This window comes from Klenkia soli, from assembly GCF_900103975.1.
Taxonomy (GTDB): Bacteria; Actinomycetota; Actinomycetes; order Mycobacteriales; family Geodermatophilaceae; genus Klenkia; species Klenkia soli.
Map to the genome: position 1 here is coordinate 105,341 of NZ_FNIR01000005.1, position 21,779 is coordinate 127,119.

20 protein-coding genes and 1 pseudogene are annotated in these 21,779 nt (G+C 73.6%); 3 read left to right on the forward strand and 18 right to left on the reverse strand.

What is annotated here, in order from left to right:
* Positions 1-4 precede the first annotated feature (4 nt).
* The 8 genes from BLS67_RS09090 to BLS67_RS09125 all read right to left on the reverse strand — a co-directional run bounded on the left by BLS67_RS09090 (position 5) and on the right by BLS67_RS09125 (position 8,589).
* Positions 5-817 (reverse strand): ABC transporter permease, encoded by an 813-nt coding sequence (locus BLS67_RS09090; RefSeq protein WP_091243522.1) that lies wholly within the window; start codon positions 815-817, stop codon positions 5-7.
* Entirely contained in the window at positions 814-1,704 is an 891-nt protein-coding gene (locus BLS67_RS09095) for an ABC transporter ATP-binding protein (protein ID WP_091243524.1), read from the reverse strand. The genes BLS67_RS09090 and BLS67_RS09095 overlap by 4 nt, the downstream gene beginning before the upstream one ends.
* A 28-nt stretch (positions 1,705-1,732) precedes the next feature.
* Positions 1,733-3,010 (reverse strand): thymidine phosphorylase, encoded by a 1,278-nt coding sequence (locus BLS67_RS09100; RefSeq protein WP_091243527.1) that lies wholly within the window; start codon positions 3,008-3,010, stop codon positions 1,733-1,735.
* Complete coding sequence (locus BLS67_RS09105) at positions 3,007-3,408, reverse strand: cytidine deaminase (RefSeq protein WP_091243531.1); 402 nt, start codon at positions 3,406-3,408, stop codon at positions 3,007-3,009. Before BLS67_RS09105 ends, BLS67_RS09100 begins: the two co-directional genes overlap by 4 nt.
* Entirely contained in the window at positions 3,405-4,682 is a 1,278-nt protein-coding gene (locus BLS67_RS09110) for an ABC transporter permease (protein ID WP_091243534.1), read from the reverse strand. Before BLS67_RS09110 ends, BLS67_RS09105 begins: the two co-directional genes overlap by 4 nt.
* The gene (locus BLS67_RS09115) at positions 4,679-5,887 is read right to left on the reverse strand and encodes an ABC transporter permease (RefSeq protein ID WP_091243537.1); all 1,209 of its coding nucleotides are present in this window, start codon (positions 5,885-5,887) and stop codon (positions 4,679-4,681) included. Before BLS67_RS09115 ends, BLS67_RS09110 begins: the two co-directional genes overlap by 4 nt.
* The gene (locus BLS67_RS09120) at positions 5,884-7,380 is read right to left on the reverse strand and encodes an ABC transporter ATP-binding protein (protein ID WP_242653940.1); all 1,497 of its coding nucleotides are present in this window, start codon (positions 7,378-7,380) and stop codon (positions 5,884-5,886) included. The genes BLS67_RS09115 and BLS67_RS09120 overlap by 4 nt, the downstream gene beginning before the upstream one ends.
* Before the next feature lie 144 nt (positions 7,381-7,524).
* Positions 7,525-8,589 (reverse strand): BMP family lipoprotein, encoded by a 1,065-nt coding sequence (locus BLS67_RS09125; protein ID WP_242653941.1) that lies wholly within the window; start codon positions 8,587-8,589, stop codon positions 7,525-7,527.
* Between the two features lie 290 nt (positions 8,590-8,879).
* Between BLS67_RS09125 and BLS67_RS09130 the strand changes: the two genes are divergently transcribed.
* The gene (locus BLS67_RS09130; RefSeq protein WP_091243544.1) at positions 8,880-10,433 is read left to right on the forward strand and encodes a D-alanyl-D-alanine carboxypeptidase family protein; all 1,554 of its coding nucleotides are present in this window, start codon (positions 8,880-8,882) and stop codon (positions 10,431-10,433) included.
* 31 nt (positions 10,434-10,464) lie between these two features.
* Here BLS67_RS09130 and BLS67_RS24380 read toward each other — a convergent pair.
* The 4 genes and pseudogenes from BLS67_RS24380 to hisC all read right to left on the reverse strand — a co-directional run.
* Positions 10,465-11,310, reverse strand: a pseudogene (locus tag BLS67_RS24380) (YihY/virulence factor BrkB family protein); the annotation flags it as partial.
* A 52-nt stretch (positions 11,311-11,362) separates the two neighbouring features.
* Entirely contained in the window at positions 11,363-11,920 is a 558-nt protein-coding gene (locus BLS67_RS09140; protein ID WP_242653942.1) for a 2'-5' RNA ligase family protein, read from the reverse strand.
* A gap of 59 nt (positions 11,921-11,979) precedes the next feature.
* Complete coding sequence (trpS, locus tag BLS67_RS09145; protein WP_091243557.1) at positions 11,980-12,999, reverse strand: tryptophan--tRNA ligase; 1,020 nt, start codon at positions 12,997-12,999, stop codon at positions 11,980-11,982.
* Between the two features lie 37 nt (positions 13,000-13,036).
* The gene (gene hisC / locus BLS67_RS09150; RefSeq protein ID WP_091243561.1) at positions 13,037-14,137 is read right to left on the reverse strand and encodes a histidinol-phosphate transaminase; all 1,101 of its coding nucleotides are present in this window, start codon (positions 14,135-14,137) and stop codon (positions 13,037-13,039) included.
* Positions 14,138-14,163: 26 nt separating this feature from the next.
* On the opposite strand from hisC, the gene galE reads away from it, so the two are divergent.
* Positions 14,164-15,111 (forward strand): UDP-glucose 4-epimerase GalE, encoded by a 948-nt coding sequence (gene galE, locus BLS67_RS09155; RefSeq protein WP_091244193.1) that lies wholly within the window; start codon positions 14,164-14,166, stop codon positions 15,109-15,111.
* On the opposite strand, the gene BLS67_RS09160 is transcribed toward galE, so the two are convergent.
* Positions 15,104-16,435 (reverse strand): hemolysin family protein, encoded by a 1,332-nt coding sequence (locus BLS67_RS09160; protein WP_091243565.1) that lies wholly within the window; start codon positions 16,433-16,435, stop codon positions 15,104-15,106. The two genes, galE and BLS67_RS09160, sit on opposite strands and share 8 nt — an antisense overlap.
* Before the next feature lie 159 nt (positions 16,436-16,594).
* On the opposite strand from BLS67_RS09160, the gene BLS67_RS24385 reads away from it, so the two are divergent.
* On the forward strand, positions 16,595-17,317 hold the full coding sequence (locus BLS67_RS24385; protein WP_242653944.1) for a CAP domain-containing protein: 723 nt from the start codon (positions 16,595-16,597) through the stop codon (positions 17,315-17,317).
* Between the two features lie 71 nt (positions 17,318-17,388).
* Here BLS67_RS24385 and BLS67_RS09170 read toward each other — a convergent pair whose 3' ends face one another.
* From BLS67_RS09170 to BLS67_RS09190, 5 genes are all read right to left on the reverse strand, one after another.
* On the reverse strand, positions 17,389-18,126 hold the full coding sequence (locus BLS67_RS09170; RefSeq protein ID WP_242653945.1) for a hypothetical protein: 738 nt from the start codon (positions 18,124-18,126) through the stop codon (positions 17,389-17,391).
* Between the two features lie 141 nt (positions 18,127-18,267).
* Positions 18,268-19,482, reverse strand: coding sequence for an NADP-dependent isocitrate dehydrogenase (locus BLS67_RS09175; protein WP_091243568.1), 1,215 nt, complete (start codon positions 19,480-19,482; stop codon positions 18,268-18,270).
* Positions 19,483-19,514: 32 nt separating this feature from the next.
* On the reverse strand, positions 19,515-20,462 hold the full coding sequence (gene mdh, locus BLS67_RS09180; RefSeq protein WP_091243572.1) for a malate dehydrogenase: 948 nt from the start codon (positions 20,460-20,462) through the stop codon (positions 19,515-19,517).
* Between the two features lie 49 nt (positions 20,463-20,511).
* Positions 20,512-20,811, reverse strand: coding sequence for a DUF3017 domain-containing protein (locus tag BLS67_RS09185; RefSeq protein WP_091243576.1), 300 nt, complete (start codon positions 20,809-20,811; stop codon positions 20,512-20,514).
* A 1-nt stretch (position 20,812) separates the two neighbouring features.
* Positions 20,813-21,661 (reverse strand): bifunctional methylenetetrahydrofolate dehydrogenase/methenyltetrahydrofolate cyclohydrolase, encoded by an 849-nt coding sequence (locus tag BLS67_RS09190; protein WP_091243579.1) that lies wholly within the window; start codon positions 21,659-21,661, stop codon positions 20,813-20,815.
* Positions 21,662-21,779 lie beyond the last annotated feature (118 nt).

Consider the following 21,779-nt stretch of genomic DNA (forward strand, 5'->3'; position numbering starts at 1 on the left):
AACGCTACCCGTCGGCGCGGTCGCGCCAGCGGAAGGTGCGCACGCACAGCAGCAGGCCGACGACGACCCAGGCCAGCAGGACCAGCGCGACCCGGCCCAGCTCCCACGAGCCGGCCGGTTCGGAGGCGGCCAGGGCATCGGGCAGGAACACCGACCGCAGGCCCTGGGCCATCCACTTGAGCGGGAAGACCGCCGCGATGGTCTGCATCCACTCGGGGATCTGGTCGAACCGGAAGAACACCCCGGAGATGAACTGCAGGACCAGCGCGAACGGCGTGACCGTGGCCGACGCCGACCGGCCGTTCTTGGCCAGGCTGGAGACCGCGATGCCCAGCAGGGTGCACGCGGCCGACCCGAGGACGGCGACCCAGGCGAAGGTCAGCCACTGGCTGCCGCTGGGCAGGTCGATGCCGTAGAGCACGACCCCGACCACCAGCAGGATCGCGATGGTGACCACGGTGACCGCGACGACCTGGGCGATCTTCCCGACGAAGTAGGCGGCCTTGGGCATCGGCGTGCCGGCCAGGTGCTTGAGGGTGCCGTCGCTGCGCTCGGTGGCGATGCCGATGGCCATGTTCTGCAGGCTGGCGCCCAGGATGCCGGCAGCGATCACCCCGGCCATGAAGTACTGGGTGAAGGTGACGCCCTCGCCGATCTGGTAGTCCAGGACGGCGCCGAAGACCACCAGCAGGATGACCGGGAACATCAGGGTGAAGACCACCGACTCCCGCTGCCGGAAGAACTCCTTGAGCTCCACGCCGGCGCGCACCCGGAAGACCCGGCCCAGCGCGGGCAACCGGGTGGTGGGGGCGGTCACGAGGGCTGGCCGATCATCTGCAGGTACACGTCTTCCAGGGTCGGGCGGGCGACGGCGAGGTCGGGCACCTCGCCGGGGAAGCGGGCGGCCAGACCCGCGACGAACGCGGTCGGGGTCTGGGTGGCCTCGGTGCGGCGGAGGCCGTCCTCGGTCCAGCTGACGACGGCGGGCGCCTGCCCGCGGCCGCCCAGCTCGGCGGGGACGGCGACCTCGACCAGCCGGCCGGCGGTGATGACACCGACCCGGTCGGCCAGCTCCTCGGCCTCGTCCAGGTAGTGGGTGGTGAGCAGCATCGTCGTCCCGAGCTCGCGCAGGGAGCGGATCAGCGACCAGAACTGCCGGCGGGCCTCGGGGTCGAAGCCGGTGGTCGGCTCGTCGAGGAACAGCAGGGCCGGCTTGCCGACGATGCCCAGGGCGACGTCCAGCCGGCGGCGCTGGCCACCGGACAGCGAGCGACCGCGGGCCCCCGCCTTCTCGGTCAGGCCGACCAGCTCGAGCACCTCGTGCGGGTCCCGCGGGTCGGGGTAGTAGGCGGCCTGGGCGGTGAGCAGCTCCAGGCAGGTCAGCTGGCTGTCGCCGGCGCCGGACTGCAGCACGATGCCGATGTCGGCCCGCCAGCGGCGGCCACCGGTGGCCGGGTCGACCCCGAGGACGGCGACCTGGCCGCCGTCCCGGCTGCGGTAGCCCTCCAGCACCTCGACGGTGGTGGTCTTGCCGGCGCCGTTGGGGCCCAGCAGCGCGAAGATCTCGCCCCGCCGGATGTCGAGGTCCAGCCCGTCGACGGCGTTGCGCCCGCCGTAGGACTTCACCAGCCCCCGCACGCTGATGGCGGCGTCCGGGTCGAGAGGGGTGCTGCTGGCTGATGCCGTCGCGGCGGAACTGCTCACGGGGAGACAGTCTCCCCCAGCGACCTGCTCAGGCGGTGATCCGGTCGACGACCAAGGGCAACGGGACGTCGTCGGTGTCGACGCCGACGGCACCCTCGAGCGACTGCAGGGCCCGCTCGATGCGGGAGGCGTCGTCGGTCTGCAGCTCCAGCAGGGGCTGGCCGGCGGTCACCTGCTCCCCCACCGTGGCGTGCCAGACCACCCCGGCGGCGGCGGACACCGGGTCCTCCTTGCGGGCCCGGCCGGCACCCAGCCGCCAGGCGGCCACGCCGAGGGAGAAGGCGTCCAGCCGGGTGAGCGTGCCGGTGGCCGGGGCGGTCACCACGTGCCGCTCGGTCGGCTGCGGCAACGGTGCGTCGGGGTCGCCGCCCTGCGCGCGGATCATGGCCTCCCAGGAGTCCATGGCCCGACCCGACGCGAGCACGTCGGCCGGGTCGGCGTCGGACCCGGCGCCGGTGAGCATCTCCCGGGCCAGCGCCAGGGTGAGCTCGACCAGGTCGGCCGGACCGCCCCCGGCCAGCACCTCGAGGGACTCCGCGACCTCGACGGCGTTGCCCGCCGAGCGGCCCAGCGGCCGGTCCATCGCGGTCACCAGGGCCACCGTGCGCACGCCGGCGGCCTCGCCCAGCCCGACCATGGTGCGGGCCAGCTCGCGGCTGCTCTCGACGTCCTTCATGAACGCACCCGAGCCGGTCTTGACGTCCAGCACGAGCGCGTCGGCGCCCTCGGCGATCTTCTTGCTCATGATCGAGCTGGCGATCAGCGGGATCGACTCGACGGTGCCGGTGACGTCGCGCAGCGCGTAGAGCAGCTTGTCCGCCGGGGCCAGGTCGTTGCCGGCGGCGCAGACCACGGCGCCGACGTCGCGCAGCTGGGCCAGGTACTTGTCCTCGGTCAGCGCCGCGCGCCACCCGGGGATGGCCTCCAGCTTGTCCAGGGTGCCGCCGGTGTGGCCCAGCCCGCGCCCCGACAGCTGCGGCACCGCCACGCCGCAGGCCGCGACCAGGGGTGCCAGCGGCAGCGTGGTCTTGTCGCCGACCCCACCGGTGGAGTGCTTGTCGGCGGTCGGTCGGCCCAGCGAGGAGAGGTCCTTGCGCACCCCGGAGTCGATCATGGCCTGGGTCCAGGCGGCCAGCTCGGCCGGCGTCATGCCGCGGAAGAACACGCTCATGAGCAGTGCGCTCATCTGCTCGTCGGGCACCTGGCCGGCGGTGTAGGCGCCGATGACCCAGCGGATCTGGTCACCGGTCAGCTCGACGCCGTCCCGCTTGGCGCGGATGACGTCGATCGCGTCGTGGGCGCTCACCGGTTCGCCGCCTTCACCAGGTCGTCGGGGCCGAAGGCGTCGGGCAGCACCTCGCGCATGGGCACGATGCCCAGCGACACCGTCTCGATCATCATCTCGGCGCCGCCGAACTCCCAGAGCAGCTGCCGGCAGCGCCCGCAGGGCATGAGCGGCTGGCCGTCACCGCCCACGCAGGCCACCGCGACCAGCCGGCCACCGCCGCTGCGAGCCAGCTCGCTGACCATGCCGCACTCGGCGCACAGCCCGATGCCGTACGAGGCGTTCTCGACGTTGCAGCCGGTGACCACGCGGCCGTCGTCGACCAGCCCGGCCACGCCGACCGGGAAGTGCGAGTAGGGGGCGTAGGCGTGCGTCATGGCCTCGCGGGCCGCGGCGCGCAGGGCATCCCAGTCGATCAATGTTCGCCTCTCCGGTACACCAGTCCGTCGGCCTTGGGCATCCGCAGTCGTTGCGAGGCCAGCGACAGGACCAGCAGCGTGGTCAGGTGCGGGGTGAAGCTGACGATGCCCTCGGGCAGCTCGTCGATCAGGATGTAGCCCACCAGCGAGGCGGCGGCGAACGCCGCCGCGGTCACGGCCTGGGTGATCTTGCCGCGCGCGCCCTGCACCACCGCGACGGCGAGCAGCAGGATCGCCACCAGCAGCAGCAGCGCGACGACGCCGGTGCGGCTGCGCAGCTGCAGGGCGTCGGCGAAGCCGAACAGCCCGGCGCCCGCGGCCAGGCCACCGGGCCGCCAGTTGCCGAAGATCAGCGCGGCCAGGCCGATGAACCCGCGGCCGTTGGTCTGGCCCTCGCGGTAGATGTTGGCGATGAAGACCAGGAAGACCCCGCCCAGCCCGGCCAGCGAGCCCGAGATGATCACCGCGACGTACTTGAGCCGGTAGACCGGGACGCCGAGGGAGTCCGCCGCCGCCGGGTTCTCGCCGCACGAGCGCAGCCGCAGCCCGAACGCCGTGCGCCACAGCAGCAGGTAGGCCCCGGGGACCATGAGGACGGCGACCACGGTGAGCACGCCGACCCCGTTGGTGAACCCGCGCAGCACGCCGGCCAGGTCGCTGAGCAGGAACCAGTGCAGGTTCTCCAGCTTGCCCAGCAGGTCGGGGCCCGAGGACAGCACCGGCAACGAGAACGTCGGCGGCCGCGACGACATGGCCGGGGACTGGGTGACCCCGCCGCCGGCCGGGTTGTCCACGTACAGGCTCTCGGAGAGGAACCGGACGACGCCGGCGGCCAGGATGTTGATGGCCACGCCGGAGATGACGTGGTCGACCCCGAAGGTGACCGTGGCGACCGCGTGCAGCAGCCCGCCGAGGGCGCCCATGAGGATGCCGCCGAGCACGGCGCCCTGCCAGCCCCACTGGTAGCCGGCGAACCCGGCGCCCCAGGTGCCCAGGATCATCATGCCGTCCAGGCCGATGTTCACCACGCCCGCGCGCTCGGCGAACAACCCGCCGAGCGCGGCCAGCAGCAGCGGCACGGCCAGCAGCAGCGTGGCTGCCATGGTCGAGGACGACGTCAGCGCCTCCTGCCCGGAGATGACCCGGACGGCGGAGACCAGCAGCAGCAGGCCGACCAGGATCCAGGTCAGCCGACGGCCGCGGCCACCGCCCAGGAACAGCTCGGTGACCGGGCCCCGCGAGGGTGCCTTCGTCGTGGTGGTGGCGGTGCTCACTGGGCGCTCCCCGTCGGGTCGGTGCGGCCGGCGGTCGAGGTGCTCTGCGCCGGGCCGGTCGGGGGCCCGGTGCCGGGCTCGCCGCTGCTGCCGTCACCGGTGGCCGGCGGGGCGACGGCCGTGCCGGACTCGGCCTGCCGGCGGGCGATACGGCGGGCGACCTCGTTGGCGATGACGACCGCGAGCACGATCGTGCCCTGGATGATCGTGACCACCGACGACGGGATGCTGGCGATCTGCAGCGGCACCGACGAGCGGTCCAGGAAGGCGAAGAGCACCGCGGCCACGGCGATGCCGACCGGGTTGTTGCGGCCGAGCAGGGCGATCGCGATGCCCAGGAAGCCCAGGCCCGAGGTGAACTGGGTGCCGTAGTTGTGGTCGGAGCCCAGCAGGTCGGGCAGCCCGATGAGACCGGCGACCGCGCCGGAGATCAGCATCGTGGTGATGACCATGCGCTTGGCGTCGACGCCGCTGGCCGAGGCGGCCGAGGCGCTCAGCCCGGTGGCGCGCAGGTCGAAGCCGAACCGGGTGCGCTTGAGCAGCACCGCGACGACCACGCCCACCACGACGGCCACCAGCAGGAACCCGTAGAGCTGCCGCGGCGGGTTGGCCAGGCCCAGCGCCCCGAGCAGGCCGTTGAGCGAGGGGAACCAGCCCGACTCGGGGATCTCCTTCGTCGTGACGATGGACGCGCCCGGCTCGCTGCCGCGCAGCGGACCGGTGAGCAGGAACGACGCCAACCCCAGCGCGATGAAGTTGAGCATGATCGAGCTGATCACCTCGGACACGCCGCGGGTCACCTTGAGCACCCCGACGATGCCGGCCCAGATCGCCGCGACCCCCATGGCCACCACGACGATCAGCAGCACGTGCAGCGGGCCCGGGAGCGTGACCGAGGCGCCGACACCGGCCGCGACGACGGTGGCCATGCGGTACTGGCCCTCGACGCCGATGTTGAACAGGCCCATGCGGAACGCCACCGCGACCGCCAGGCCGGCGAGGAACAGCGGCACCGCCCGGTTGAGGATCACCACGATCGCGGTGACCTGCTGGCTGGGGGTGTCGCCGAAGTCGGTCATCACAGACAGCGCGCGCAGCGGGTCGACGCCGATGGCGGCCATGACCACGCCGGAGATGACCAGCGCGATCGCCACGGCCAGCAGCGGCGCCAGCAGCGCCTGGCCGGTCCGGCGGAGCACGCTCATGCCGCACCCGAGACGGCGCCGGTCATGTAGCCGCCCAGCTGCTCGGGGGTGACCGCCGAGGGGTCCAGGGTGGCGACCACCCCGCCGCGCAGCATCACCTGGAGCGTGTCGGACAACCCGATCAGCTCGTCCAGGTCGGCCGAGATCAGCACGATCCCCATCCCCTCCGCGCGGGCGTCCTTGAGCAGCTCCCAGATGACCGACTGCGCGCCGACGTCGACCCCGCGGGTGGGGTGGGCGGCGATGAGCAGCCGGGGTGCCGCGCTCATCTCGCGGCCGACGATCAGCTTCTGCTGGTTGCCGCCGGACAGGGCGACGGCCAGGGTGTCGGGCCCGGGGGCGCGGACGTCGTACTCGCGCATGATCCGCTCGGTGTCGGCCCGGGCGGCCTTGCGGTCGATGAACAGGCCCTTGGCGTTGGGCGCCTCGGTCTGGTGGCCCAGCACGCGGTTCTCCCAGAGCGGGGCGTCCAGCAGCATGCCCTGACGGTGCCGGTCCTCGGGGATGAACCCGATGCCGCGCTCGCGCCGGGTCCGCGTGGACCAGGTGGTGATGTCGTCGGTGCCCAGCACGATCGTGCCGGCGGCCAGCGGGCGCAGGCCCATGATCGCGTCGACCAGCTCGGCCTGGCCGTTGCCCTCGACGCCGGCGATGCCCACGACCTCGCCCTCGCGGACGGTCAGCGTGACGTCGTCGACGGCGGGGCGGGCGCCCTGGCCGCCGACCGTGACACCGCGCAGCTCGAGCACCGGGGTGTCGCGGACGGTCGACGTGCGGGTCTCGGGGGTGGGCAGCTCCGAGCCGACCATCATCTCGGCCAGCTGCTTGGCCGTCGTCGTCCGCGGGTCGGCGGTGCCGACGGTGGTGCCGCGGCGGATGACGGTGATGGAGTCGGCGACCTTGCGCACCTCGTCGAGCTTGTGCGAGATGAAGATGACCGTCAGGCCCTCGCGCTTGAGCTCGGCGAGGTTGCCGAACAGCTCGTCGACCTCCTGCGGGACCAGGACGGCGGTCGGCTCGTCCAGGATCAGCGTGGTGGCCCCGCGGTAGAGCACCTTGGCGATCTCGACCCGCTGCCGGTCGCCCACCCCGAGGTCCTCGACCAGGGTGTCGGGCTCCAGGCCCAGCGCGTAGGACTCGGAGATCGTCAGGATGTGCGCTCGGGCGTCGGCGCCGATGCCGTGCAGCTTCTCCGCCCCGAGGACGACGTTCTCGAGCACCGTCAGGTTGTCGGCGAGCATGAAGTGCTGGTGCACCATGCCGACCCCGGCGGCGATCGCGTCGGCCGGGCTCTTGAACACGACCTCGCGGCCGTCGAGCAGGATCTGGCCCTCGTCGGGGCGGTGCATGCCGTAGAGGGTCTTCATCAGCGTCGACTTGCCGGCGCCGTTCTCCCCCACGATGGCGTGCACCTCGCCGCGGGCGACCCGCAGCTCGATGTCCTTGTTGGCCACCACACCGGGGAAGCGCTTGGTGATCCCCCGCAGCTCCACAGCCGGCGGTGCTGACTCCGTCACTGCCACTCCCGATGGTCTCCGTGGACGATCTGCGGTCGGATGGACCGTACACAGCAAGAACGACGGGCCCGGGCGCTGCCGCCCGGGCCCGTCGTCCTGCTGCTGGATACGTGCCCGACGTCAGTTGGTCGGGGTCTCCGGCACGGTGATCTCGCCGTCGACGATCTGCTGGGTGTAGTCGTCGATGGTCGACTTGATGTCGTCGATGAACCCGCCCGAGTAGGACAGGCCCACGCCCTCGGTGGACAGGTCGTTGACGACGTCCTGACCGCCCTGCACGGAGCCGTCGACGAAGGTGCCGATGTAGGCCTCGACCGCGTTGTCGACCCGCTTGAGGACCGAGGTCATGATGACGGCCTGCAGCGAGGCGTCGCCGACGGTCTCGTACTGGTCGGAGTCGACGCCGATGGCGCGACCGCCCGAGGCGGCAGCGGCCTGGAAGACGCCGATGCCCGAACCGCCGGCGGCGGCGTAGACGATGTCGGCACCGGCGTCGAACATGCCCTGGGCCACGATCTGGCCGCGGGCCGGGTCGTTGAACCCGGAGAAGTCGCCGGCCGGCGAGATGTACTGCACCTGCACCGTGATGTCGGGGTTGACCGCCTTGGCACCGGCGACGTAGCCGGCCTCGAAGGCCTGGATGAGCGGGGTCTCGACACCGCCGACGAAGCCGACGTTGCCGGTCGTGCTCTTGGTCGCGGCCGCGACGCCACCCAGGAACGAGCCCTGGTTGGCGGCGAACTGCAGGCCGGTCACGTTGTCGGCGACGTCGACACCGGTGGAGTCGACGATGGCGAAGTCGACGTCGGGGTACTGCTTCGCGACGTCGCCGATCACGTCGCCGTAGGCGAAGCCGACGGCGATGACCGGGTTGTAGCCCTGGTCGGCCAGCTGGGTGAGCAGGTCGGCCCGGTCGGACGCGTCGCTGTTGGGCGACACCTCCTGCACGGTGCCGCCGTTGGTCTCGATGGCGGCCTCGACGCCGGCGTAGGCCGAGTCGTTGAAGGACTTGTCGCCGCGGCCGCCGGTGTCGTAGGCCAGGCCGATCTTGGGGCCGTCGCCGCTGCCGCCGCTGCTCCCGCTGCCACCGCTCCCGCTGGCGGGCTCGTCGCTGGCACAGGCGGCCAGGGCCAGGCTGCCGGCGATCGCCAGGGCGGCCAGCTTCATCCCACGCGCTCGGCGCAAGGGGGTCTCCTCTCGTGTGGGGCGGCACCCACCACCAGGTGGGTGCGGCCCCGGGTGTGCGTTCCGGTGGTCCGCCGTCCCGGGCCCGCGGGGGGCAGGGCGGCGATTGGCGCACGCTAGCCGCGGCCGGCGGGCCACCGGCACCACCACCGGGACACCGAGACCCGATCGTTAGCACCCGGCAACGTCGCGGACCCAGACCGGCACACCCGGCACATCCGTCACGGGACGACGCCCGACACGCTGCGGACACCCCCGGGTCGGCCCCGGCGCGGTTAGCGTCCACCCCCATGCGATCCCTGCTGCCCGGTGCCCGTGCGGCCGCGGTGGCTCTGGTCACGGGTCTCGTCCTGCTGGCCGGCGCCCCGGCCGCCCTCGCCGAGGACGCCCCCCGGCCCACCGTGGACCCGTCCGCCCCCACCCCCACCGCGCCGCCCGACGGCGGGCCGGCCCAGGGCCACGCCCCCGACGGCAGCACCGTGGGCGGCGAGGGCCTGGACACCCGCGGGCTGGTGACGGCCGACGGTGCCCCCGCCCTCCCCGAGGGCATCGACGCGCACGGCTGGGTGGTCGCCGACCTGGACACCGGTGAGGTGCTCGGCGCCCAGGACCCGCACGGCCGCTACTACCCGGCCAGCACGCTGAAGACCCTGACGCTGCTGACCCTCGCCCCGGAGCTGGACCCGGCCCTCGTCGTCGAGGGCACCACCGAGGACGAGCAGATCGAGGGCAGCCGGGTCGGGCTGGTCGCCGGCGGCCAGTACCCGGTGTCGCTGCTGTTCGACGCGCTGGTCATGCAGTCGGGCAACGACGCCGCCAACGCGCTGTCCCGGGCCGCGGGCGGGGTGCCGGCGACCCTGGCGGCGATGAACGCCACGGCCCGGCGGATCGGGGCGCTGGACACCGTCGCCGGCACCCCGTCGGGCCTGGACGTCGCCGGCCAGACCTCCTCGCCCTACGACCTGGCGCTGATCATGGCCCAGCTGGTGGACGACCCGACCACCGCGGCGATCCTGCAGCAGACCACCGCGCAGATGCCCGCCGTCCCCGGCAAGAGCGACGGCTACCAGATCCAGACGCAGAACACCCTGCTCACCGACTACCCGGGCACCCTGGGCGGCAAGACCGGGTTCACCGACGCCGCCCGGCACACCTTCGTGGCCGCCGCGGCGCGGGACGGCCGGCGCCTGGTGGTCAGCCTGATGCAGACCGAGCGCTACCCGGTCTCCACGACCGAGCAGGCGGAGCGGCTGCTGGACTGGGGCTTCGCGACCCCGGCCGGCGGCGGGGTGGGCACGCTGGTCTCCCCCGGCGACGTCGCCACCGACACCGCGGCGGCCGACCTCGCCGTCCCGTCCCCCGCCGACGGCACGCTCAGCTCGGAGGAGGCCGCGGCCGCCGCGACCCGGACCCCCGCCGTGGCACCCGCGGCCACCGAGAGCCCGGCCGAGTCGGTGCTGCTGCCCGCGGCGCTGGGCACCGGGGCGGTGGCGATCGTCGTCGCCACGATGGTGGGCCGGCGGCGTGCGGTCCGGCTGGTGCCCGCGGGCGGGTGGTCCGACGACCGGGCGGTCAGGCGTCCGCCGCCGCGCCGTCCCGACGCCGGCCCCGGTCCGGAGCCCGACGGCGTCGACCGACCGCGACGGGCAGCCACCGACCTGCCGCCGCACCCATCAGGGCCCCTGCCCCCAGCAGGCCCGCCGCGAGCCCGAGCGGAGCAGGACGGGGACCCCGCTCGTCGACCAGCACCACGTCGGGCAGCCGGGTCGGCGCAGCGGGGCCGTACGGCACCTGCGCGTCCGAGTGCTCGACCGCCGGGAGGGTCGCGGTCCAGCAGGCCGTGAAGAAGCCGAACCGGGCGAGCACGTTGATCCAGATGATCAGCCCGACGAAGCCCCCCAGGGCGGAGACGGTGACGTTGCCGCTGAGGATGTTCAGGTAGTAGCCGCCGAGGAACTTCAGCACCTCGAACCCGACGGCCCCGAAGACCGCGCCGGGCAGCAGCATCCGGGCCCGGTGCGGGGTGTTCGGCACCCCCTTGAGCACCCACAGGAACACCAGGGTGTCGCCCACCAGGGCCAGGCCGATGCCCAGCACCGCGGTGAGCAGGAAGAAGCCGGGCACCTCGTCGATGCCGAGGGCGTCGAAGACCAACGAGGCGGCGGCCGTCGTCCCGGTGCTCAGCCCGATCGACAGCACCCCGGCGGCGGCCAGACCGAGCAGGACGAGGAGGTCCTTGAGCCGGTCACCGAGGAAGTCGGGCTGATCGGGCTCGCCGCGCCAGACGACGTCCATGCCGACCCGCAGCTTGTCGACCGCGCCGAGGCCGACGACCAGGAAACCGACCAGGCCGATGACCCCGGTGGTGCTGCGGGCGTTGATCGCGCTCACCACCGACTGGGCCAGGTCGCTGCCGGTCTTCCCCGGGACGGCGTCCTGGACCGCGCCGATCAGCTGCAGCTGCAGCGCGGTGTTGCCGGCCAGCACGAACCCGGCGATCGAGGCCAGCAGCAGCACGACCGGGAACAGCGCCAGGAAGGCGTAGTAGGTCACCGCGGCCGCCAGGGTGTCGGCCTGGGCCCGGTTGTAGTGCCCGCCGGCGTGCACCAGGTGGTCGAACCACGGGTGCCGGGCCCGCTCGCGGTGGATCAGGTCGCGGATCCGGTCGATCGTCCGGGTGATCACGTTGCCGCCGGGGGTCGGCTCCTGCGGGGTGGTCACGGCGGAGATTGTGCGGGTCGCACCCGGCGCCCGCAGGACCGGGGGCGTGCGGTCAGCCGCGCGCGGGGCCGGTCAGCGGGTGCCGGCGGGCGACGGTCCAGGCGCCGCCCGAGGACTGCTCGAACTCGGTGAAGTGCTCGACCCGGAACGTGCAGGCCAGCCCGGCCAGCTCGGTGGCGGCCATGTCCAGGGCGTCGGTGGGGACGTCGTGGGCGACGGTGACGTGCGGGTGGTACGGGAAGCTCAGCGGCCGGGCCAGCGGCCCGCTGCGGACGTCGGTGGCGATCCGCTCGCAGTCGAGGATGCCCCGCGCAACGGTCACGAACACCACCTCGGAGACCGGCCGGAAGGTGCCGGTGCCCTGCAGGTGCAGGTCGAACGGGGGGTGGCTGCGGGCCACCCCCGCCAGGTGCGCCGAGATCAGCGACCGGTCGGCGACGGCCACCTCGGTGGGCGGCAGCAGCGTCACGTGCGGGGGGACGACGCGGGCCTGCGGGTCACCGCACTTGGCGCGCCAGTCGACCAGCAGCTGCGCCCACGGCTCGGGGATGTCGACGACCACGCCCAGGACCGCGGTGTCGCCGACGTCGCGGTTGGCGCTGCGCGGCACGAACGTGTCGTCGTGCCGGCGCGGCGCCGACCGCGGCCGGGGTGGGGGTACCGGAGGGGTCACCGGACCCCCGTGGGCGGCAGGAAGCCGATCCGCTCGTGCACGGTGGCCAGCGTGGGGGCCGCCACCTCGCGGGCCCGGGCCGCGCCGCCGGCGAGCACCCGCTCGAGCTCGGCGGTGTCGGCCAGCAGCTCGGCGGTGCGGGCCTGCACCGGGGTCAGGAAGTCGACGACGACCTCGGCGAGCTCCTTCTTCAGGTCGCCGTAGCCGCGCCCGGCGAAGTGCTCCTCGAGCTGCGCGACGCTCTGCCCGGACAGCGCCGAGTGGATCGTGAGCAGGTTGCTCACCCCGGGCTTGTCGGCGGGGTCGAAGACGACCTCGCGGCCGGTGTCGGTGACGGCGCTGCGGATCCGCTTGGCGATCACCTTCGGGTCGTCGAGCAGGTTGACGCACCCGGCCTCGGGCAGGCTCTTGGACATCTTCTTGTCCGGCTGCTGGAGATCCAGCACCTTGGCCGCGCCCGGCGGGATGTAGGCCTCGGGCAGCACGAACGTGTCGCCGTACCGGCCGTTGAACCGGGTCGCGAGGTCGCGGGTGAGCTCCAGGTGCTGGCGCTGGTCCTCGCCCACCGGCACCCGCTGCGCCTGGTAGAGCAGGATGTCGGCGGCCTGCAGGATCGGGTAGGTGAACAACCCGACGCTGGTGCTGGTGGTGCCCTGCCGCGCGGACTTGTCCTTGAACTGGGTCATGCGGCCGGCCTCGCCGAACCCGGTCAGGCACTGCAGCACCCAGCCCAGCTGCGCGTGCTCGGGCACGTGGCTCTGCACGAACAGCGCGCTGCGGTCGGGGTCGACACCCAGCGCCAGCAGCTGCGCCGCGCTCACCAGCGTGCGCCGGCGGAGCACGGCGGGGTCCTGCTCGACGGTGATCGCGTGCAGGTCCACCACGCAGTAGAACGCCTCGTGGTCGGCCTGCATGCTGACCCACTGCCGCAGCGCCCCGAGGTGGTTGCCGAGGTGGAAGGAGTCCGCCGTCGGCTGGATGCCGGACAGCACGCGGGGAGCAGGCACGTCCCTCATCGAACCACGCACCCCACGAGTCCCCGGCCGGACCCGCTCAGCCTGCGGCGATCTCGTCGAACGCCTGCAGGAAGACGTCGTCCTCCTCGGGCGTGCCGACGGTGACCCGCAGGCCCTCGCCGGCGAACGGCCGGGTGATCACCGCCCGGGCCTCGAGGGCCGCCGCGACCTCGGCGGTGCGCTCGCCCAGCGGCAGCCACACGAAGTTGGCCTGGCTGTCGGCCACGGACTGCCCGCGCGACCGCAGCGCGGCCGTGAGCCGGTCGCGCTCGGCGGTGACCTCGGCGACCCGGGCCCGCACCTCGTCCTCGCTGGCCAGCGCGGCGACCGCGGCGGCCTGGGCGACCATCGAGACGCCGAAGGGCACGTGGGTCTTGCGGACGGCCTCGGCGACGGCGGGGTCCTCGGCGATCAGGTAGCCCACCCGCAGCCCGGCCAGCCCCCAGGCCTTCGAGAAGGTGCGCAGCACCGCGACGTTCGCCCGCCCGCGCATCAGCTCCACGCCGTCGGGCACGTCGGGGTCGGTGACGAACTCGCGGTAGGCCTCGTCCAGCACCACCAGCACGTGCGCCGGCACGGCGTCCAGGAAGCGCTCCAGCGCCGCCCGCCGGACCGCCGTCCCCGTGGGGTTGTTCGGGTTGCAGACCAGGACGACGCGGGTGGTGTCGTCGATCCCGGCCAGCAGGCCGTCGAGGTCGTGGGTGTCGGCCGGACCGCCCTCGTCGCCGGGCACCAACGGCACCTGGACGGCGGTCGCGCCGGCGACCTGGGCCAGCAGCGGGTACATCTCGAAGGACCGCCAGGCGTAGACCAGCCCGGTGCCGGGGTCGCAGAAGGCCTGGGCGACCTGCTGCAGCAGGGTGACCGCGCCGCACCCGACGGCCACCTGCGCGGGCTCGACCCCGTAGCGGCGGGCGAGATCCCCGGTGAGCACCGCGGCGCCGTTGTCCGGGTAGCGGTTGGTCTCGGCCGCCACCTGCGCGATCGCCGCCACGACCGCCGGCAGCGGCGGGAAGGCGACCTCGTTGCTGGCCAGCTTGACCGCCCGCGGCACCCCGATCTCCCGCGCCAGGTCCGCGGGGTTGCGGCCGGGCCGGTAGGCCGGGAGGGCGTTCACCGCTGCGCGCGGGCTGACCATGACGGGTCCTCTCCTAGGGTGTGCGCATGCGCGTACTCGTCGCCGGTGGAGCCGGCTACATCGGCAGCGTAGTCACGGCTGCCCTCCTCGACGGGGGCCACGAGGTGACCGTGCTCGACGACCTCTCGACCGGCCACGCCGACGCCGTCCCCGAGGGTGCGGCGTTCGTCCGGGCCGGGCTGCACGACTCCGGGCCGGTGCTGGCCGACGTCCGTCCCGAGGCGGTGCTGCACTTCGCGGCCAAGAGCCTGGTCGGGGTGTCGCAGACCCAGCCCGAGGACTACTGGCACACCAACGTCGGCGGGTCGCTGGCGCTGCTCGAGGCCATGCGGGCCGTCGACTGCCGGCGCATCGTGTTCTCCTCGACCGCGGCCACCTACGGCGAGCCCGAGCGGGTGCCCATCACCGAGGACGCCCCCACCCGCCCGACCAACACCTACGGCGCCTCCAAGCTCGCCGTCGACCACATGCTGACCTCCTACGCGGTCGCCCACGGGTTCGCCGCGGTGAGCCTGCGGTACTTCAACGTGGCCGGTGCCGGGTTCGGCCGGGGCGAGCGGCACGCCACCGAGACCCACCTCATCCCGATCACGCTGCAGGTGGCGGCCGGCACCCGCGACGCCGTCACCGTCTACGGCGAGGACTACCCGACGCCCGACGGCACCTGCATCCGCGACTACGTGCACGTGCTCGACCTCGCCGACGCGCACCTGCTGGCCCTGCCGGCCCCCGCGCCCGGCGAGCACCGCATCTACAACCTGGGCAACGGCACCGGGTTCAGCGTGCAGCAGGTCGTCGACGCCGTCCGCGAGGTCACCGGGCACCCGGTGCCGGTCGTCGTCGGCGCCCGCCGGGCCGGCGACCCCGCCCAGCTGGTCGCGTCGTCCGAGCGCATCCGGGCCGACCTGGGCTGGACCCCGCAGCACGCCGACCTGACCACGATGGTCCGCGACGCCTGGTCCCTGGTCAGGTAGCCGCCGCGCCGGTGCGGAGGGTGTCGCCGTCGATCTCCGGCGGCGGGGCCGGCGAGACCGCGATGCGGGCGATCCGCCGGCCGTCCAGCTCGGTGACCGTCAGCTCGCGGCCCTCGTGCGCGGCCGTGTCGCCGACCGCGGGGATGCGGCCGAGCTCGGCCAGCACCCAGCCGGCCACCGTCTCGTAGGGGCCCTCGGGCAGGTGCAGGCCGGTGGCCTCGGCGAAGTCGTCCAGGTTGAGCAGGCCGTCGACGTCGTGCGGCCCCTCGGCCGGGTCGTCGCTCTCGGGGACGGCGTCCTCGTCGTACTCGTCGTAGATCTCGCCGATGACCTCCTCGATGAGGTCCTCGAGCGTGACGATGCCGTCGGTGCCGCCGTACTCGTCGACCACGATCGCCAGGTGCTGGCTCTCGCGCCGCATCTCGGACAGCGCGGTCAGCACCCCCGCCGTCCCGGGCAGCTGCTTGACCTCGCGGGCCAGGTCGCCGACCGTGGCCGCGCGACCCGCAGGGTGGTTGGGCAGGAGCAGGTCGCGCACGTGCACGAACCCGACGACGTCGTCCTGGGTGCGGCCCACGACCGGGTAGCGGGACCGGCCGGACTCGGCGATCAGCTTGGCCGCGCGGCTGGCGGTCATCGAGGCGTCCAGGAAGTCCACCTCGGTGCGGGGGGTCATCACCTCGCGGACCTCGCGGTCGCCGGCCCGGAACACCTCGTCGATCAGCCGGCGCTCGTCGCTGGACAGGGACTCGTGCGCGGCGACCAGGTCGCGCAGCTCCTCCTGGCTGATCGACTCGCCGCTCTGCTTGGGGTCACCGCCGAGCAGCCGGACCAGGACGTCGGTGGACCGCGACAGCAGCCAGATGATCGGCCGGAACACCGTCGCGATGCGGTTCAGCGGCCCGGCGACGACCAGGGAGAACCCCTCGGCCCGCTGCAGCGCCAACCGCTTGGGGGTCAGCTCGCCGACGACGAGGGACAGGTAGCTGATGCCGATGGTGACCAGCACGAAGCTGAGCGGGTCGGCGACGCCCTCGGTCAGGCCGAGCCCGACCAGCCAGTCGCTGAGCGGGGTGGACAGCGTGCTGGCGCCGAACGCGGCCGAGAAGAACCCGGCGAGGGTCACGCCCACCTGCACCGCGGCCAGGAACCGGTTGGGGTCGCCCAGCAGCTTGGTCAGCGCCCGGCCGCGCCCGCCCCGCTCGCCGAGGGCCCGCACCTGCGACTCCCGCAGCGAGACCAGGGCGATCTCGGCGCCGGCGAACGCGCCGCCGATGAGGACGAAGACGACGACCATGACGATGTTGAGCCAGACGTCGCTCACAGGGCGGCGTGCTCCTTCTGCTGGTGGGGGACGGCGGTCCCAGGATCCCGTGCCGGGCGCGGACGGTCCACCTGGCAACGGCCTGTGCCGCCGGTCCGTTCCGCCGATCGCTCCCCGGGGGTGCCGCGGGACCCCACCGCGCCGCTACGGTCGATCCCCGTGACCGCCGCCGGACCGCCCCGCCGCCTGCGCGAGCGCCTGCGGTCCCGCCCCTGGGTGCCGCTGGTCGCCGTCCTCGCCGTCCTCGCGGTGGTCGCCGGCGGGCTCTGGCTGCTGCCGGGCCCCACCGACCCGGTCCCGGCGGCGGCGACCACCGCACCGTCCTCCAGCACGTCGACCTCGGCCACCACCGCGACGACCACCGCGCCGACGCCGACGCCCACGCCGACGCCGACGGAGGCACCGGTGACCACCACCGAGCCGGTGCCGACCACACCTGCTCCCCCGCAGACGGCGCAGGCACCGGTGACCGCACCCCCTCCGGCACCCGCGGCCGCCCCCGCCGCCCCGGGGCCCGAGGGCGAGGTCCTGGCCCTGGTGAACACCGAGCGGGCCGCTGCCGGCTGCGGTCCGGTGGTCGCCGACGAGGGGTTGGCCGGGGTGGCGCGGGCGCACAGCGCCGACATGCGGGACCGCGGCTACTTCAGCCACACCTCGCCCGACGGCCAGAGCCCCTTCGACCGGGCGGCCGCCGCCGGGGTGTCGGGCGCCCGGGCGGAGAACATCGCGCAGGGCTACGCCGACGCCGCCTCGGTGATGGCCGGGTGGATGGACAGCCCCGGCCACCGCGCCAACATCCTGGACTGCAGCCTCACCCGCCTCGGCGTCGGCGTCGCCGACGGCGACGGCGGCCCCTGGTGGACCCAGCTCTTCGGCTCCTGACCGGACACGTGTGATCACCCCGGCCCGGGTGCTGCCTCACCGCCGTGGGGGCCGCACCTGACCCGTGGTGATCATGCGGCGAGCGCTGCCAGCACCCGGGCGACGAGTTCCTCGGGGTGGTGCAGGTCCCGGGCGGTCACGAAGACCACCCGCCACCCGGCTGCCTGGAGGGCGTTGAGCCGGGCGCGGTCGCGCGCGAACTGCCCCGCTTCGGCGTGCCAGACCCCGTCGTACTCCAGGGCCGCCCGCTGCTGCGGCAACCTGAGCCACGAACCGGCCCTCGACCACCACCCGGTGCTGAGCCACCGGCGCCGGCACCCCGCCGAGGCGCAGGACCAGCCTGGTCCTCGTCTCCTGCGGCGACTCGGCCAGGCCGTCGGCCAGCGCTGCCGCCTCGCGAGGTCGACAGCGGTGCGGCGCCGATCGGTCACCGGCAGGCCGTGCCGACGCTCGGTGCCACCGGCCAGCTCCGCCGTCCGGACGACGACGTCGGCCGCCGGGGACCAGCGGACACCGGTGGGGACGACGACCTCGACCGGGTCGTCTGCGTCCACGAGGTCCGGCACACCCCACAGCGCTGCTGCGGTCAGGCCACCGAACGCCGCACCGGACGGGACCAGCAGCGCGACGGCCGCCGCGCGGACCAGGTGCGTGTCGGGGACGGCGGTGTCCACGTACACGTCGTGCCGGATCCGCCGCCACGCCGAGCTCCGGAGCTGGGCCGCGGTCAGAATCCCCCGCCGCACCACGTCGCTGCCGCGGAAGACCCGCCCGACCAGCGCGGGAGGGACGGCGGGCGGCACGGGCACCGGGGCAGCCTGCCCGTCCCGGGCCCGGGACGCGTCGAGTTGTCCACAGGCATGATCACCTCGGCTCCGGCGCTGCCTGCGTCTTCCTGAGGCAGCACCAGGCCCGAGGTGATCACGAGCCCCGGACGCACGACGGCTACGTCAGGCCATGGCCTTCTGCAGGTTGGTGTCGATCGCGGCGAGGAAGTCCTGGGTGGTGAGCCAGGGGGCGTCCTTGCTGATCAGCAGGGCGAGGTCCTTGGTCATCTGACCGCCCTCGACCGTCTCGATGCACACGCGCTCGAGGGTCTCGGCGAACTCGGTGACCTCGGGGGTGCCGTCCAGCTTGCCGCGGTGCGCGAGGCCCCGGGTCCAGGCGAAGATCGACGCGATCGGGTTGGTCGAGGTCTCCTTGCCGGCCTGGTGCTGGCGGTAGTGCCGGGTGACCGTGCCGTGCGCGGCCTCGGCCTCGACGGTCTTGCCGTCCGGGGTGGCCAGCACCGAGGTCATCAGGCCCAGCGAGCCGAAGCCCTGCGCCACGGTGTCGGACTGGACGTCGCCGTCGTAGTTCTTGCACGCCCAGACGTAGCCACCCTCCCACTTGAGGTTGGCCGCGACCATGTCGTCGATGAGCCGGTGCTCGTAGGTGATCCCGGCCGCCTCGAACTTCTCGGCGAACTCGGCGTCGAAGATCTCCTGGAAGATGTCCTTGAAGCGCCCGTCGTAGACCTTGAGGATCGTGTTCTTCGTCGACAGGTACACCGGGTAGTTGCGGGCCAGGCCGTAGTTCAGCGAGGCCCGGGCGAAGTCCCGGATCGAGTCGTCGAGGTTGTACATCGACAGCGAGATGCCGGCCGAGGGGGCCTGGAAGACCTCGCGCTCGATGGTCTCGCCGCCGTCCTCGGGGGTGAAGACGACCTTCAGGGTGCCCGCGGAGGGGAACTTGAAGTCGGTGGCGCGGTACTGGTCGCCGTAGGCGTGACGGCCGACGATGATCGGCTTGGTCCAGCCCGGCACCAGGCGCGGGACGTTCTGCATGATGATCGGCTCGCGGAAGATGACGCCGCCGAGGATGTTGCGGATCGTGCCGTTGGGCGAGCGCCACATCTGCTTGAGGCCGAACTCCTCGACCCGCGCCTCGTCCGGGGTGATCGTCGCGCACTTGACGCCGACGCCGTGCTCCTTGATGGCGTTGGCCGCGTCGATCGTCACCTGGTCGTCGGTGGCGTCGCGGTTCTCCATGCCGAGGTCGTAGTACTCGAGGTCGACGTCGAGGTACTTGAGGATCAGCTCGTCCTTGATGAACTGCCAGATGATCCGGGTCATCTCGTCGCCGTCGAGCTCGACGACCTTGCCCTGCACCTTGATCTTGCTCACGTGTGGGTGATCCCTCTCTGTTGGAGGCCGACTCAGAGGTCGGCCACGTCCGCCTGCTTGGTCCGTACGGCCTCGGCTGCGTCGCGCAGCCCGGCCAGCTCGTCGTCGGTGAGGTCGCCCTCGACCACGCGGCGCACGCCCTCGCGGCCGATCTCGGCCTCCACCCCCAGGTAGACCCCGGAGATGCCGTACTCGCCGTCGACCCACGCGCACACCGGCAGCACCGCGCCGGAGTCCTCGATGACCGCCTTCGCCATGCGCGCCGCGGCCGCGGACGGCGCGTAGTAGGCCGACCCCGTCTTCAGCAGCGCGACGACCTCGGCGCCGCCGTTGCGGGTGCGGTCGACCAGGTGCGCGATGCGGTCGGCCGCGAGCACGTCGGCCAGGGGCTGGCCGTCGACGGTGCAGCGGCTGGGCACCGGCACCATGGTGTCGCCGTGGCTGCCCAGGGTCAGCGTGCGCACCGAGGAGGTGGCGACGCCGAGCTCGCGGGCGACGTTGTCGGTGAACCGGGCGGTGTCGAGCATGCCGGCCTGGCCCATGACCCGCTGCGTGGGGAAACCGGTGGCCAGCTGGGCCAGCGCGGTCATCTCGTCGAGCGGGTTGCTGACCACGATCACCACGGCGTCGGGCGAGGTGCGGGCCACGTTCTCGGCCACCGAGCGCACGATGCCGGCGTTGGTCTCGATGAGGTCCATGCGGCTCATGCCGGGCTTGCGGGGCAGACCCGCGGTGACCACGACGACGTCGGACCCCTCGGTGCCCTCGTAGGACCCGCCGCCGACCCCGACGACCTCGGTCTCGAAGCCCTCGATCGAGCGGGACTGGTTGATGTCCAGGGCGAGCCCCTCGGGCTTGCCCTCGACGATGTCGGTGAGCACGACCGTGCCCACGACGTCGTACTGCGCCAGACGGAGCGCGGTGGTGGAACCGTAGAAGCCGGAACCCACCACGGTGATCTTGCCGGGCTTCGTCGCCATGGCCGCAAACCTAGCGCCGGAGCCCGTCGCCTGCGCCCCCGGGCCCCGATCAGCCGGGCGGGATGGCCAGCGCGACGAGGGCCAGGGCCAGGCCGCACCCGGTGGTCAGGACGACGTCGGTCGTCGTGCTCCGGACGGCGAGGAACCCCAGCCGGCGCACCGGCAGCAGCATGCGCAGCACCCCGGCGGCGACCAGGGCCAGACCCATGACCACCAGCCCACGGCGCCAGTTCCCCGCCGTGACCATGACCAGACCGCCCGCCACCACCAGCAGCACCGCCGTCAGCGGCAGCTGGCGGAGGACCCCGGCCACCAGCGGCCGGCGGGTGTACAGCGGGGTGCGGGCCACCTCAGCCGGCCTGCTCCGCGAGGGTCACGACGTTGCTCAGCAGCATCGCCCGGGTCATGGGGCCCACCCCGCCGGGGTTGGGCGCCACGTGGCCGGCGACGTCGACCACCTCGGCGGCGACGTCCCCGGCGATCTTGCCGTCGACCCGGCTCACCCCGACGTCGAGCACGGCGGCCCCCGGCTTGACCATGTCCGCGGTGATCAGGCCCGGGACGCCCGCGGCGGCGACCACGACGTCGGCGGCGCGGGTGTGCGCGGCCAGGTCGCGGGTGCCGGTGTGGCACAGCGTCACGGTGGCGTTCTCGGAGCGCCGGGTCAGCAGGAGACCCAGCGGACGACCCACGGTCACCCCGCGGCCGACGACGACGACCTCGGCGCCGGCCAGCGGGACGTCGTACCGGCGCAGCAGCTCGACGATGCCCAGCGGGGTGCACGGCAGCGGGCCCGGGACGCCGAGCACCAGCCGGCCCAGGTTGGTGGGGTGCAGGCCGTCGGCGTCCTTGTCCGGGTCCACCGCCTCCAGCACGGCGGCCTCGGACACCTGGCGTGGCAACGGCAGCTGCACGATGTAGCCGGTGCAGGCGGGGTCGGCGTTCAGCTCGGCGACCACGGCCAGCACGTCGGCCTGCGAGGCGTCGGCGGGCAGCTCGTGCTGGATGCTGGCGATGCCGACCTGGGCGCAGTCGGAGTGCTTGGCGTTCACGTACCAGCGGCTGCCCGGGTCGTCGCCGACCAGCAGGGTGCCCAGCCCGGGCTGCCGGCCGGCCGCCGTCAGGGCAGCCACCCGCTCGGTGAGCTCGGTGCGGATCGCTCCCGCAGTGGCCTTGCCGTCCAGACGCGTCGCACTCACGCCGCCCAGTCTGCCGCATGGTGACGGACCGGCACGGCCTCGTCCCGGGGCCCCGCGGCGCGCGGAGCGTGTGGTGGGGAGGGACGAGGCCCGCCCGTTCTCCTAGGCTCGGCCCGAC

Excerpts from the sequence above, each read along its gene's own strand:
- BLS67_RS09115 (WP_091243537.1), bottom strand. The coding sequence starts at position 5,887 with ATGAGCGTGCTCCGCCGGACCGGCCAGGCGCTGCTGGCGCCGCTGCTG.
- BLS67_RS09130 (WP_091243544.1), top strand. The coding sequence starts at position 8,880 with ATGCGATCCCTGCTGCCCGGTGCCCGTGCGGCCGCGGTGGCTCTGGTC.
- galE (WP_091244193.1), top strand. The coding sequence starts at position 14,164 with ATGCGCGTACTCGTCGCCGGTGGAGCCGGCTACATCGGCAGCGTAGTC.
- hisC (WP_091243561.1), bottom strand. The coding sequence starts at position 14,137 with ATGGTCAGCCCGCGCGCAGCGGTGAACGCCCTCCCGGCCTACCGGCCC.
- mdh (WP_091243572.1), bottom strand. The coding sequence starts at position 20,462 with ATGGCGACGAAGCCCGGCAAGATCACCGTGGTGGGTTCCGGCTTCTAC.
- trpS (WP_091243557.1), bottom strand. The coding sequence starts at position 12,999 with ATGAGGGACGTGCCTGCTCCCCGCGTGCTGTCCGGCATCCAGCCGACG.